Source organism: Cellulosimicrobium protaetiae (assembly GCF_009708005.2).
In the GTDB taxonomy this organism is placed as follows: domain Bacteria; phylum Actinomycetota; class Actinomycetes; order Actinomycetales; family Cellulomonadaceae; genus Cellulosimicrobium; species Cellulosimicrobium protaetiae.
This window is the reverse complement of the sequence record NZ_CP052757.1, coordinates 2,802,155-2,814,461: the sequence shown is the minus strand read 5'-3', so window position 1 is coordinate 2,814,461 and position 12,307 is coordinate 2,802,155. Positions and strand designations below refer to the sequence as shown.

The window sequence follows — 12,307 nt, the reverse complement described above, 5'->3', positions numbered from 1 at the left end:
GGTCGTGACCGCCGGGCCCCGTCCCCGCCTCGAGGTCGAGACCGGGCGCACCTTCGCGGGATCGTGGCCACGCGTCGCCCTGCTCGCGCTCGCGACCGGGTACGCCGGCGCGTCTCTCCAGACGACCGGGCTTGCGCCGTCGTTCGTCTGGGGCGCGGCGATCGGCCTCGGGGTCGTCACCGCGTACCTGCCCGCCCCACCCGTGCCGCACCTGCTCGTCCTCCTCGGCGGGCTCGTGCTGCTCCTCGAGGGCTCCGGGCCCTTCGACCCCGTCGTCCTCGTGCTCCTCCCGCTCGGCCACCTGGTGCTGCGCGCGGCATGGTGGTCGGACCACGTACCGCCCGAGGCCCGCGCCGAGCTGCGCGCGCTCCTGCCGGACCTCCGCCGGGTCGTGGTGCTCCAGGCCGCACTCCTGGGGGTCGCGCTCGCGGTCCGGGGGATCACGGAAGGGGACGTCTCGTCCGCCGTCGCGACCGCGATCGGCGGGCTCGCCGTGCTGGGCGTCGTCCTGCTCGTGTCGCCCCGGGACTGACCTCGCCCTGCGAGCGGCCCCCGTCCGCACGACCATGGCGAGGACGGCGCTCGATGTCGTCCGCCGCCGCGGCGGCGTCCGCACCCGACCCGAGGAGGCACCCATGGCCGCTCGCTCCGACCTGCCGAAGTACACCGTCCCGTCGCTCACCCCCGAGGAAGGGGCGAAGGTCGCCGGGATCCTCCAGGAGCGCCTGCACGCGCTCAACGACCTGCAGCTCACGCTCAAGCACATCCACTGGAACGTCGTCGGGCCGCACTTCATCGCGGTGCACGAGATGATCGACCCGCAGGTCGACGCCGTCCGCGCGATGGTCGACGCGATCGCCGAACGCATCGCGACGCTCGGTGTCTCCCCGCAGGGCACGCCCGGCGCGCTCGTCGCCGGGCGGACCTGGGAGGACTACTCCCTCGGCCGCGCCTCGACCATCGCCCACCTCGGGGCGCTCGACGAGGTGTACGTCGGGGTCATCACGGCCCACCGCGAGGCCGCGGCCGCGACCGAGGAGCTCGACGACGTGACGAACGACCTGCTCATCGGGCACCTGCACGACCTGGAGCTGTTCCACTGGTTCGTCCGCGCCCACCTCGAGTCGACCGGCGGTGAGCTCTCCACCGACGGGGCACGCACCGAGACCGGCGCGGCCCGCAAGGCCGAGCAGGCGGCGGCCGGCCAGCCCTGACCGGGAACCCCCTCGCTCCTGCCGCCACGCGCGCCGGACCCCGCCACGGCGCGCGTGGCGGGGTCCGCCGTTCTTCGAGGCTGTCTGGTGAGCCGACCGTGTCGGTGGCGGTTCTGGGAGTGCTTGGCACACTATTTTGCACGAAGGAACAGCGCATAGGGTGGTTCGATGACCGACGAGAGCCTGCCGCGCCCCGCCGTCCGCCAGCTCCGCCTCGTCGTGGAGGCCGACGACTACGACGCCGCCCTCGCCTTCTACCGCGACGTCCTCGGCCTCCCGGAGCGCATCGCCTACGCCGACGGCGAGGACGACCGGGTCGCGATCCTCGACGTCGGGCACGCGACGCTCGAGATCGCCAACCCCGCGCACAAGCGGGCGATCGACGACGTGGAGGTCGGGCGCCAGGTGGCCGGCCGCCTGCGGGTCGCGTTCGAGGTGGACGACGCCCGGGTCGCCACCGACCGCGCGGTCGAGGCCGGAGCCGCGCTCGTCGCTCCCCCGACGCGCACCCCGTGGGGCTCGCTCAACTCACGGCTCGACGCCCCCGCCGGCCTCCACGTCACCCTTTTCCAGGAGCTCGGCGGCGAGGAGGGCGTCCCGCCCGGCGTCGTCACCGAGCCCGGGGCCGGCCACGATCCCGCTGCCGGCGGGCGCTGACGCCTCGACCCACGCGCGCCGAACCTGCTCGAAGCGCGTCGGGAGCGGCGCCCGCACCGCGCCGTAGCGGGCGTTGGTCCGGTGCACGAACCGCCGCCACGAGAGCACGAGCCCCTGCTTCGTGATCGGCAGCCCGCTGGAGACCGTCACGCCGTTGTCGTGCGTGTGGTGCACCGTGAGCAGCAGCGCGCGCGGGACCGACCCTTCGAGGTCCGCCGCGAGCACCTCGCGCACGGCCATCCAGCGCCGCAGCACCACGACGACGCTCGCGCTGAGCACGTGCTCGCGCACCGTGCGGTGCTTGCCGTGCGTGAGGACGACCCTCCCCTCCCCCGCGCGCGCCGTCACGGGACCGAGGTCGATCGCGTCCGCCGTGCACCGCAGCAGGTCGCCGTACCGAGCGCCGGTCGCGCGCGTGAGCCCGGCGATCACGGCGAGCCGCACGGTCTCCGGTTTCGCCGACTCCACCATCGCCTCCGTCGCGAGCGTGCGCCACACCCACTCGGCCTCGTCGAGCGAGACCGTCGGGCGCGGGTAGCGCGAGGCTTCCGTCCCGCGTGCGACGCCGTCCGCGGTGGCGCCGGCTCGCGCACCGCCGTCAGGTTCGTCGTCGGGGCTGCCCTGGGGTGCGGTGAGGTCGTGGGTGGTCACGGGACGACCGTAGCGCTTGGCACACTTTTCATGATCCGACGCGCGGACGCGCGTGCCCGAGACATCCCGCTGCGCCGCGAGATTGAATACCTATGCAGTTTCGCGCATACTTTGACCATGTCCAAGGTTCTCACCTCCCTCCCCGTCGGCGAGCGCGTCGGGATCGCGTTCTCCGGCGGCCTCGACACGTCTGTCGCCGTCGCCTGGATGCGCGACAAGGGCGCCGTTCCCTGCACCTACACCGCCGACATCGGCCAGTACGACGAGCCCGACATCGCGTCGGTCCCCGGCCGCGCGACGGCGTACGGCGCCGAGGTCGCGCGCCTGGTCGACTGCCGCGCGGCGCTCGTCGAGGAGGGCCTCGCAGCCCTGGCGTGCGGTGCGTTCCACATCCGCTCGGGCGGGCGCGCGTACTTCAACACCACTCCCCTGGGCCGCGCCGTCACCGGCACCCTGCTGGTGCGCGCGATGCACGAGGACGACGTGCAGATCTGGGGCGACGGCTCGACGTTCAAGGGCAACGACATCGAGCGGTTCTACCGCTACGGCCTGCTCGCCAACCCCGCGCTGCGCATCTACAAGCCGTGGCTCGACGCCGACTTCGTCGCCGAGCTCGGCGGCCGCAAGGAGATGTCGGAGTGGCTGCTCGCCCACGACCTCCCCTACCGCGACAGCACCGAGAAGGCGTACTCGACGGACGCGAACATCTGGGGCGCGACGCACGAGGCGAAGACGCTGGAGCACCTCGACACGGGCATCGAGACCGTCGACCCCATCATGGGCGTGCGGTTCTGGGACCCCTCCGTCGAGATCGCGACCGAGGACGTGACCATCGGCTTCGTCCAGGGCCGCCCGGTGACGATCGACGGGCGCGAGTTCGAGTCCGCCGTCGACCTGGTGAACGAGGCCAACGCGATCGGCGGCCGCCACGGTCTCGGCATGTCCGACCAGATCGAGAACCGCATCATCGAGGCCAAGAGCCGCGGGATCTACGAGGCTCCCGGCATGGCCCTGCTGCACGCCGCGTACGAGCGCCTCGTCAACGCGATCCACAACGAGGACACGCTCGCGCAGTACCACACCGAGGGCCGCCGCCTCGGCCGCCTCATGTACGAGGGCCGCTGGCTCGACCCGCAGGCGCTCATGATCCGCGAGTCGCTCCAGCGCTGGGTCAGCACCGCCGTCACGGGCGAGGTCACGCTGCGCCTGCGCCGCGGCGAGGACTACTCGATCCTCGACACCACCGGGCCCGCGTTCAGCTACCACCCGGACAAGCTCTCGATGGAGCGCACCGAGGACTCCGCGTTCGGCCCCATGGACCGGATCGGCCAGCTCACGATGCGCAACCTCGACATCGCCGACTCGCGGGCCAAGCTCGAGCAGTACGCCGGCATCGGGATCGTCGGCACCACGCACGCCGCGCTCATCGGGGCGACGCCGGGCGCGTCGACCGAGCTCATCGGCGCGATGCCCGAGGGCGGCGCCGAGGTCATCGCCTCGCGCGGCATGGCCGAGGGCGACGACGCGCTCCTCGACCGCGCCGCCATGGAGTCCGGCACGGACTGACCCGACTCGCCCCGGCCCACCCGCCGAGAGAGCGACGTACCGCACGGAACGACGGCTCCCACCGTCGCGCGTCGCTATCTCGGCGGCAGGTCGCTCTCTCGCGGGTGGGCCGGGGCGACCGGGGCCGCCGATAGGCTCCAGGGGTGAGCGCGGGAACCGGTGGGCTGTGGGGGACGATCGCCGGACCGGTCGACCACGAGCTCGTCGTCAAGAAGTCCCGGTTCCTCGCGCACCTCTCCCCCGTCGCGTCCGTCGCGGACGCGGACGCCGTGATCGCCCGGATCCGCAAGGAGCACTGGGACGCGCGGCACCACTGCGTCGCGCTCGTCGTCGGCACCCACGCGGACCAGCAGCGCTCCACCGACGACGGCGAGCCGTCCGGCACCGCGGGCGTCCCCATGCTCGAGGTGCTGCGGCACCGCCGGGTCACCGACGTCGTCGCCGTCGTCACGCGCTACTTCGGCGGCGTGCTGCTCGGCGCGGGCGGTCTCGTGCGCGCGTACTCGTCCGCGGTGAGCGAGGCGCTCGACGTCGCGCGCCCGGTACGCCGCGCGGTGCTCACCGAGGTGCACGTCGACGTCCCCCACGCCGACGCGGGTCGCCTCCACGGCATCCTGCGGGACTGGGCCGCTCAGCACGACGGCACCCTCGACGACGTCGCCTACCGTGCCGAGGCGCAGTTCACCGTCCTCGTCCCGCCGGCCGAGCTCGACCGGTTCGACGCCGACCTCGCCGCCACCTCGTCCGGCACCCTCACCGCCCGCCGCCACACCGACCGCGTCGTCGACCTCCCCGCCTGACCCTGCGGCGGCCACCGTCCAGCGCCGAGCAGGTGGTCCGGGCTCGTCCGAGTCGCCGGACGAGCCCGGACCACCTGTTCGACCCGCCGGGATCGCCTGGTCGGAGGACCGTCGTCAGGGGAACAGGGGCTCTGCCTGTCGTCAGTCGCTGACCCCGTCCGGGCCGACGACGGCGCCGTCGGGGACGCGCGAGGAGCCGCCCGGGTCGGCGAGCTCGGCGTCGCCGGTCACGGTGACGCCGGAGCCGAAGGTCCAGTCCCCCCGGACCGTGAGCGACCGCGCCGCGCGCAGGGACGGGGTGCCGTCGTCGAACCGGGCGTCGAACGCGGCGATGGTCTTGTAGTACGCCGGGTCGAGGTCGACGAGCGGCGCGTCGGTCCGGGCGACGAACCGGTAGCGGTCGTCGAGGTCGTAGACGTCGGAGCGCAGGACGAGGAGGTCGTTCGTCGTCTTGACGGGCAGGAAGCGGTCGCGGCCCACCTCGATGGCGACGGCGCCGTCGAACACCTCGACGGCGGCGCCCATGGCGGACTCGATCTGCACGACCTCGGGCGACGACGGGTCGGTCGGGTCGACGGTCTTGGTGTTCTTGATGAGCGGGAGCTCGAGCACACCGCCGGTGCGGTCGAGCTCGGCCGCGAGCGCCTCGAGGGAGAACCAGAGGTTGTTGGTGTTGAAGTACCGGTGGCGGCTGATGTCGGCGGCGGCGTCCTGGTCGTCCTGCGGGGTCTGCGCGGTCTCGCGCAGGACGAGGCGGCCGTCGCTGCGGCGCACGACGAGGTGACCGCCCTTGCGGTCGGCGGGGGTGCGGCGGGCGACCTCGGCGGCGAAGGGGGCGCCGCTGGCGGCGAACCAGCCGGCCATGGCGGCGTCGGGGGCGGCGCCGAGGTTGTCGGAGTTGGAGACGCTGGCGTACCGGTACCCGGCGTCGAGCAGCGCGCGCAGCGCGCCGGAGGCGAACAGGGCGGTGTACAGGTCACCGTGTCCGGGCGGGCACCACTCGAGCTCGGGGTCGGCGGGCCAGTCGACGGGCGTGAGGTCGCTCGCGAGGAGCTTGGGCTCGCGGTTCTGCAGGAAGTCGAGGGGGAGGTCGCCTACCGCGAGGTCGTCGTGCGGGGCGAGCGCGGCGAGGGTGTCGCCCTGGGTGCGGAACGAGTTCATGAGGAGCAGCGGCAGGGGTGCTCCGGTGGCGTGCCGGGCGGCGCGGACCTGGGCGACGATGACGTCGAGGAAGGTGAGGGGGCCGCTGTCGGGCCGCTGCGGGTCGGCGTCGCGCACGGTGAGGAGGGACTTGGCGCGGTCCATGCCCATGGAGGTGCCGAGTCCGCCGTTGAGCTTGATGATCGCGGTGCGCTGGAGGGCGTCGCGGGCGGCGTCGTCGGGGACGTCGAGCGCGTCGCGGTGGGTGACGTCGGTGAGGGGTTCGACGTCGGACTCGGGAATCATGCCGGTCGCGCCGGACTCGAGGAGCCGGTAGAAGCGGGTGAAGACGTCGATGGCGGCGGGGGCGACTCCGGCGTCGCGCATGCGGTCGGTGGACTGGGTGAGGCCCTGGCTGCTCATGCCCCGATCGTAGGGGCGGGGAGTGTCCCGGGGCAGGGTGGCGGGAGCACGCCGCAGGCGGGTGAGACACGGGTCACACGCCGACCGGGGCTACTCGAAGCGGGAGGGGTCGCCCGCGCCGACGCGCACGACCTCGGGGGCGCCGTCGGAGAAGTCGACGACCGTCGTGGGCGCGCTGCCCCGCTCGCCGCCGTCCACGACGGCGTCGACGACGTGGTCGAGCTCTTCCTTGATCGCCCACCCGTCGGTGAGGGCTTCGGCCGAGCCGGGGAGGATGAGCGAGCTCGACAGGATGGGCTCGCCGAGCGCGGCGACGATGGCCTGCGCGACGGTGTCGTCGGGGATGCGCACGCCCACCGTCTTCTTCTTGGGGTGGGCGAGTCGCCGCGGGACCTCGGACGTCGCGCGCAGGATGAACGTGTACGGGCCGGGTGTGGCGGCCTTGATGGAGCGGAACGCGGAGTTGTCGACCATGACGAAGTGGCCGAGCTGTGCGAAGTCGGCGCACACGAGCGTGAAGTGGTGCCGGTCGTCGAGGTGGCGGATCCGGCGGATGCGGTCGGCGCCCTCCCGGTCGTCCATGCGGCAGCCCAGCGCGTAGCCGGAGTCGGTCGGGTAGGCGACGAGCCCGCCGTCCTCGAGGAGGGCGACGACCTGCGCGATCGCGCGCGGCTGCGGGTTGTCGGGGTGGACGTCGAGGTAGCGGGCCATGCTCCGAGCCTAGGCCCGTCCCCGCGAGGGCCTGGTGCTCGCACCCGGCGTGCCGCGACCGCAACCCGCCTATCCCGGCAGGTGCGCGGCCACCCGGCGCAGCTCCGCCGGGCTCGCGTTGCCCCCCGAGCACACGACCCCGACCCGGCGACCCGCGAACCGGTCCGGGTCGGCCAGGACTGCTGCGAGCGCCGCGGCGCCCGCGCCCTCGGCGACGGTGTGCGCGGCGGTCAGGTACAGCGCCGCCGCGCGGTCGATGGCGTCGTCGCCGACGAGGACGAAGTCGGCGAGGTGCTCGCGCAGCACCGCCTGGGTGAGCGCGAACCCGGTGCCCGTGGCGAGGCCTTCGGCGCGCGAGGCGTTGGGCCGCGCGAGGAGCGTCCCGGCGTGCCACGAGTCGTGCGCGGCGGGCGAGGCGGCGGACTGCACGGCGACGACCTCGAGGTCGGGCGCGAGGGCGTGGGCGACGAGGCACGCGGCCGCGGCGCCGCTGCCCCCGCCCACCGGGACCACGAGCACGTCGAGGTCGGGCGCGCGTTCCAGCAGCTCGAGGTAGGCGGTCGCGACGCCGGCGACGAGCAGCGGCTCGTTGGCGGCGCTGACGAGCCGGGAGCCGTCGCCGGCCGCGAGCGCCGTGGCGTGCTCGCGCGCGTCGTCGAACGTGGCGCCCGCGAGGACGAGGTGGGCGCCGAGGTCGCGGACGGCGTCGGCCTTGGTGGGGTTGGGGTCGGTGGGCATGACGATCGTGCAGGGGGTCGCGGTGGCGCGGGCGGCGTGGGCGACGGCCTGGGCGTGGTTGCCGGTGGAGAACGCCGTGACGCCGCGGGTGCGCTCGTCGGGGGCGAGGCGCAGGAGGAGGTTGAGGGCGCCGCGGACCTTGAACGCGCCGGTGGGCTGGAGGTTCTCGTGCTTGACGACGAGGTTCGCCCCGGTGGCGTGGTCGAGCGCGGCGTAGGTGCGCGCGGGCGTGGGGTCGAGGTGGCCGGCGAGGAGGCGGCGGGCGTCGAGGATGTCGCGCATCGTGGGCGGGGCGAGGTCTGCGGGGGCCATCCGTCTACGGTGCCGCGCGTCGTCCCATAGGTCCAATGCCTGTTCTGAGTGGATCGATCGACCAGATCTATGCTTGGCAGGTGCGGGAGTCGAGATGGACCTGACGCGGCTGCGCGTGCTGGCGGCGGTGGCGCGCGAGGGGTCGGTGACGGCGGCCGCGCGGTCGCTGCACTACGCACAGCCCTCGGTGAGCCACCACCTGGCGCGCCTGGAGGCGGAGGTGGGCGTGCCGCTGCTGGAGCGGCACGGGCGCGGGGTGCGGCTGACGGCGGCGGGGCGGCTCCTCGCCGCACGGGCGGAGGAGATCCTGGGGCGCGTGGGCGCGGCGCGGGACGAGCTGGACGCGCTGGTGTCGCTGTCCGCGGGCCGGGTGCGCCTGGCGGCGTTCCCGTCGGCGCTCGCGACGCTGGTGCCCGACGTCGTGGCACGGCTCGCGCGCGACCATCCGGGCCTGGGCGTGGGCCTGGTGGAGGCGGAACCGCCGGAGGCGCTGGACGCGCTGCGGCGCGGAGCCGTGGACGTCGCGCTCGTGTTCGAGCACGACCGCTCTCCGGTCGACGTCGAGGGCCTGCGCGCGGTACGCGTGCTCGACGAGGAGCTGTTCCTCGTGCGCCCGGCTGCTGGTCGAACCGATCGCGACCGTGGCTCGGCCGACGCCGGGGAGGTCGGGACCGGCGCCGGCGAGGTGGACGAGGTCCCCTCGGCCGTGCCGGGCGACCTCGCGACGCTCTCCGACGCGGACTGGATCGCGGGCTGCGAACGGTGCCGGGCCGACCTGGTGGGCCGGTGCGAACGGGCGGGCTTCACACCCCGGATCGCGTTCGAGACGGACGACTACGTCGCGGTGCAGGCACTCGTCGGGTCGGGGGTCGGGGTGTCGCTGCTGCCGGCCCTGGCGCTGCGTGCTCACCGGGACGCACGCGTGCGCGCGCAGGCCCTGCCGGGGGCGGCACGGCGGGTGCTCGCGGTCACCTACGGCGAACGTCCCTCCCCCGGTGCGACGGCCGTCGTCGACGGGCTCGTCCGGGCCTCGCGCTGAGGGTGGGACGGCCGGCTCCCGTCACCCGGCGCGAGTGCGCTCCCGCGCGGCGCGTGGCACGCTCGCCTCGTGCCGCAGAACACGACCCAGGGAACCGGCGCGAGCATCGCCGTACCGGCCGACGTGCCCGAGCCGCAGCCCGTCCTGGGCGGTCTCACCGAGTCCGCGGTCTTCCTCGTCGTCAGCGCCACGGGGTCGCCCGGGTCGCGCGAGCGCCTGCTGGACGTCGCGTCGTCCGTGAACGACCTCGTGCGCGCGGTCGGGTTCCGCCAGTCGGCCGCGGGGCTGACGTGCGTCGTCGGGCTCGGCGCGACGTTCTGGGACGCGGTGCGCCCACCCGGGGCGCCACGGCCCGAGGGCCTGCACACGTTCCGCGCCGTGCAGGGCGCCGTGCACGACGCCCCCTCGACCCCGGGCGACGTGCTGTTCCACGTCCGGGCCGACCGCGCCGACCTGACGTTCGAGCTCACCCGGCAGGTCATGGCCGCGCTCGGTGACGCGGTGCGGGTCGACGACCACGTGACCGGCTTCCGGTACTTCGACTCGCGCGACCTGCTCGGCTTCGTCGACGGGACGGAGAACCCCACGGGCCGGGCTGCGGCGGGCGCCGCGATCATCCCGGACGGGCCGTTCGCGGGCGGCAGCCACGTCGTCGTGCAGAAGTACGTGCACGACCTCGCCGCGTGGGGCGCGCTGCCCGTCGAGGCGCAGGAACGCATCATCGGGCGCACCAAGCTCGACGACGTCGAGCTCGCGGACGACGTGCAGCCCCCGGACTCGCACGTGTCGCTCAACACGATCGTCGAGGACGACGGCACCGAGCGGGACGTCCTGCGCGACAACATGGCGTTCGGCGACCCCTCGACGGGAGAGTTCGGCACCTACTACATCGCGTACGCCGCGGACGTCGGCGTCGTCGAGCGCATGCTGGACAACATGTTCGTGGGGAACCCGCCAGGCCGGTACGACCACATCCTCGACGTGTCGACCGCGCTCACCGGGACGTCGTTCTTCGTCCCCTCGCTCGACCTGCTCGAGTCGCTCGCCGACGACGCCCCGGAAACGCCCGGCGAGCCCGCGCCCACCGAGCCCGGCCCCGCGGTCGCGACCGCGACCGCGACCGCGACCGCGACCGGACAGCCTGCCGCACCCGCCACCACCGCGCCCGTCGGGTCCCTCGCGATCGGGTCGCTGAAGGGAGAACCGTCGTGAGCACCTCGGAACCGGACCTGGGCCCGGTCGCCCCCACGAGCGGCGCCGGCGCGCCCGGCGACTCGAACCTGCACCGCTGGCTCGCGCCCGTCACGGACGCGGCGTGGGAGGAGATCGCCGACGAGGCGCGACGCACGTTCGTCCGCAACGTCGCGGGGCGGCGCGTGGTCGACGTGACGGGCCCGCTCGGCTTCGGCACGGCGTGCGCACGCACGGGCCACGTGACCGACGTCGAGGCGCCGCACGACGGCATCCGGGCACGCCTGCGCGACGTCGTGCCGCTCGTCGAGCTCCAGGTCCCGTTCACGGTGTCCCGGCAGGCGGTCGACGACGTCGCGCGCGGGTCGAAGGACTCGGACTGGCAGCCCGTCAAGGACGCGGCCACGGCGCTCGCGCGCGCGGAGGACCGCGCCGTCTTCGAGGGCTACGCGGCCGCCGGGATCACGGGGATCGGCCCCGGGTCGGACAACCCGGCGATCGCCGTGCCGGCCGACCCGCGCGACCTGCCCGACGCCGTCGCGCAGGCCCAGACCGAACTGCGCCTCGCGGGCGTGGAGGGCCCGTACGCGCTCGTGCTCGACGCCGACCTTTACACGGCCGTTTCCGAGACGCGCGACCACGGGTACCCGATCCGCGAGCAGCTCGAGCGCATGGTGCAGCGCGACATCGTGTGGGCGCCCGCGCTGCGCGGTGGGTACCTGCTCACCACGCGCGGCGGGGACCACGAGCTGACGATCGGGCAGGACGTGTCCATCGGGTACCTCGACCACACGGTCGACGAGGTGCGCCTCTACCTCTTCGCGTCGCTCACGTTCCAGACCTACACCGCCGAGGCGTCGGTCCACCTCACGCGCTGACCCGTGTCCCGGGCTCGCCCCAGACGACTCCTCCGCCGCCCGGTCAGCCCGGGACGACGACGGCAGGCGCCGCGAGCACGAGCAGCACGACGCACACGCCCGCCACCGCCATCGACAGCGCGAACGGGGCACGGCTGCGCGGCCGCACCACGCCCACGACCCCGGCGGCGACCGCGAGCCCGACGGCGGCCCCGCCCAGCACCCAGCGCACCGCGTCCGGCGCACCGGGCGGAGCGAGCACGACGACCGCCGAGGCGACGCCGAGCACCACGGGCGCGAGCACCGAGCTCGCGCGCCGCCCGAGCCGGTGCGGCAGGCCGCGCACCCCGGTCGCGGCGTCGTCCTCCAGGTCGGGCAGCGTGTTCGCGACGTGCGCGCCCACGCCCAGCAGCGCCGCGGCCCCCACCGCCCACGGCGCGGGCCGGCCGTCACCCGGCGCGGCGAGCACGACGAACACCGCGAGCAGGCCGAACGAGAGCGCGTACGGGGCCCACGACCACCACGTCGCCTTGAGCACCGCGTTGTACGACCACGCGCTCGCGACGGCCACGACGTGCACCGTCCCCGGCACGACGCCCGTGGCGAGCGACAGCACCACGCACGCGCCGAGGGCCGCGAGCGCCGCGGCCCGGAGGGTCGCGGGCGTGACGAGCCCGGTCACGACGGGCTTGTCGGCGCGCCCGACCGCGAGGTCGCGCCGCGCGTCGAGCCAGTCGTTGCTCCACCCGACGGAGAGCTGGCCGACGAGGACCGCGAGCGCGACGAGCGTCGTCGTGCGGGCGCCCGCACCGATCCCGAGCGAGAGCGCGAGAGCGAACGCGGTGACCATCACGGTCGGCGGGAAGTGGCTCGCGACGACGAGTCCCCGCACGAGCCCCCACGGGCGAGCGGTCACCATGGCGGCAACCTAGCCCGCCGACGGCCCGTGCGCCCGCGCCGGAGCCCCGGGCCGCGACCGGGCCTCTCCCCCGCGCGGGCCGACCCGGC

12 protein-coding genes are annotated in these 12,307 nt (G+C 74.7%); 8 read left to right on the top strand and 4 right to left on the bottom strand.

What is annotated here, in order from left to right:
- Positions 1-4: 4 nt before the first annotated feature.
- The 5 genes from FIC82_RS11915 (at position 5) to FIC82_RS11890 (ending at position 4,888) form a co-directional block, all read left to right on the top strand.
- Positions 5-532, top strand: a complete 528-nt coding sequence (locus FIC82_RS11915; RefSeq protein ID WP_154798697.1) for a hypothetical protein — start codon at positions 5-7, stop codon at positions 530-532.
- 103 nt (positions 533-635) lie between these two features.
- Complete coding sequence (locus tag FIC82_RS11910) at positions 636-1,214, top strand: Dps family protein (RefSeq protein ID WP_154798696.1); 579 nt, start codon at positions 636-638, stop codon at positions 1,212-1,214.
- Positions 1,215-1,382: 168 nt separating this feature from the next.
- On the top strand, positions 1,383-1,871 hold the full coding sequence (locus FIC82_RS11905) for a VOC family protein (RefSeq protein ID WP_154798695.1): 489 nt from the start codon (positions 1,383-1,385) through the stop codon (positions 1,869-1,871).
- Positions 1,872-2,639: 768 nt separating this feature from the next.
- Positions 2,640-4,088, top strand: a complete 1,449-nt coding sequence (gene argG, locus FIC82_RS11895) for an argininosuccinate synthase (protein ID WP_154798694.1) — start codon at positions 2,640-2,642, stop codon at positions 4,086-4,088.
- Between the two features lie 143 nt (positions 4,089-4,231).
- The gene (locus tag FIC82_RS11890; protein WP_253691088.1) at positions 4,232-4,888 is read left to right on the top strand and encodes a YigZ family protein; all 657 of its coding nucleotides are present in this window, start codon (positions 4,232-4,234) and stop codon (positions 4,886-4,888) included.
- A 141-nt stretch (positions 4,889-5,029) separates the two neighbouring features.
- Here the strand turns inward: FIC82_RS11890 and FIC82_RS11885 are convergent, their stop codons facing one another.
- The 3 genes from FIC82_RS11885 to FIC82_RS11875 all read right to left on the bottom strand — a co-directional run bounded on the left by FIC82_RS11885 (position 5,030) and on the right by FIC82_RS11875 (position 8,212).
- A complete protein-coding gene (locus FIC82_RS11885; protein WP_154798693.1) occupies positions 5,030-6,451 on the bottom strand; it encodes a UTP--glucose-1-phosphate uridylyltransferase in 1,422 nt (473 codons plus the stop codon).
- A 90-nt stretch (positions 6,452-6,541) separates the two neighbouring features.
- Positions 6,542-7,162 (bottom strand): L-threonylcarbamoyladenylate synthase, encoded by a 621-nt coding sequence (locus FIC82_RS11880; protein WP_154798692.1) that lies wholly within the window; start codon positions 7,160-7,162, stop codon positions 6,542-6,544.
- Positions 7,163-7,231: 69 nt separating this feature from the next.
- Positions 7,232-8,212 carry a threonine ammonia-lyase gene (locus FIC82_RS11875; RefSeq protein ID WP_154798691.1) on the bottom strand — a complete coding sequence of 327 codons (981 nt, stop codon included), beginning with the start codon at positions 8,210-8,212 and terminating at the stop codon, positions 7,232-7,234.
- Between the two features lie 94 nt (positions 8,213-8,306).
- Between FIC82_RS11875 and FIC82_RS11870 the strand changes: the two genes are divergently transcribed.
- The 3 genes from FIC82_RS11870 to FIC82_RS11860 all read left to right on the top strand — a co-directional run bounded on the left by FIC82_RS11870 (position 8,307) and on the right by FIC82_RS11860 (position 11,320).
- Positions 8,307-9,251 carry a LysR family transcriptional regulator gene (locus tag FIC82_RS11870; RefSeq protein ID WP_154798690.1) on the top strand — a complete coding sequence of 315 codons (945 nt, stop codon included), beginning with the start codon at positions 8,307-8,309 and terminating at the stop codon, positions 9,249-9,251.
- Positions 9,252-9,320: 69 nt separating this feature from the next.
- Positions 9,321-10,463, top strand: coding sequence for a Dyp-type peroxidase (locus FIC82_RS11865; RefSeq protein ID WP_253691086.1), 1,143 nt, complete (start codon positions 9,321-9,323; stop codon positions 10,461-10,463).
- Positions 10,460-11,320, top strand: a complete 861-nt coding sequence (locus FIC82_RS11860; protein WP_253691084.1) for a family 1 encapsulin nanocompartment shell protein — start codon at positions 10,460-10,462, stop codon at positions 11,318-11,320. The genes FIC82_RS11865 and FIC82_RS11860 overlap by 4 nt, the downstream gene beginning before the upstream one ends.
- A 43-nt stretch (positions 11,321-11,363) precedes the next feature.
- Here FIC82_RS11860 and FIC82_RS11855 read toward each other — a convergent pair whose 3' ends face one another.
- Positions 11,364-12,218, bottom strand: a complete 855-nt coding sequence (locus FIC82_RS11855; RefSeq protein WP_154798689.1) for a UbiA family prenyltransferase — start codon at positions 12,216-12,218, stop codon at positions 11,364-11,366.
- Positions 12,219-12,307 lie beyond the last annotated feature (89 nt).

What these genes read in the sequence shown, in the direction of transcription:
- FIC82_RS11875 (WP_154798691.1), bottom strand. Translation starts at nt 8,212, where the DNA reads ATGGCCCCCGCAGACCTCGCCCCGCCCACGATGCGCGACATCCTCGAC.
- FIC82_RS11870 (WP_154798690.1), top strand. Translation starts at nt 8,307, where the DNA reads ATGGACCTGACGCGGCTGCGCGTGCTGGCGGCGGTGGCGCGCGAGGGG.
- FIC82_RS11855 (WP_154798689.1), bottom strand. Translation starts at nt 12,218, where the DNA reads ATGGTGACCGCTCGCCCGTGGGGGCTCGTGCGGGGACTCGTCGTCGCG.
- argG (WP_154798694.1), top strand. Translation starts at nt 2,640, where the DNA reads ATGTCCAAGGTTCTCACCTCCCTCCCCGTCGGCGAGCGCGTCGGGATC.
- FIC82_RS11880 (WP_154798692.1), bottom strand. Translation starts at nt 7,162, where the DNA reads ATGGCCCGCTACCTCGACGTCCACCCCGACAACCCGCAGCCGCGCGCG.
- FIC82_RS11885 (WP_154798693.1), bottom strand. Translation starts at nt 6,451, where the DNA reads ATGAGCAGCCAGGGCCTCACCCAGTCCACCGACCGCATGCGCGACGCC.
- FIC82_RS11910 (WP_154798696.1), top strand. Translation starts at nt 636, where the DNA reads ATGGCCGCTCGCTCCGACCTGCCGAAGTACACCGTCCCGTCGCTCACC.
- FIC82_RS11905 (WP_154798695.1), top strand. Translation starts at nt 1,383, where the DNA reads ATGACCGACGAGAGCCTGCCGCGCCCCGCCGTCCGCCAGCTCCGCCTC.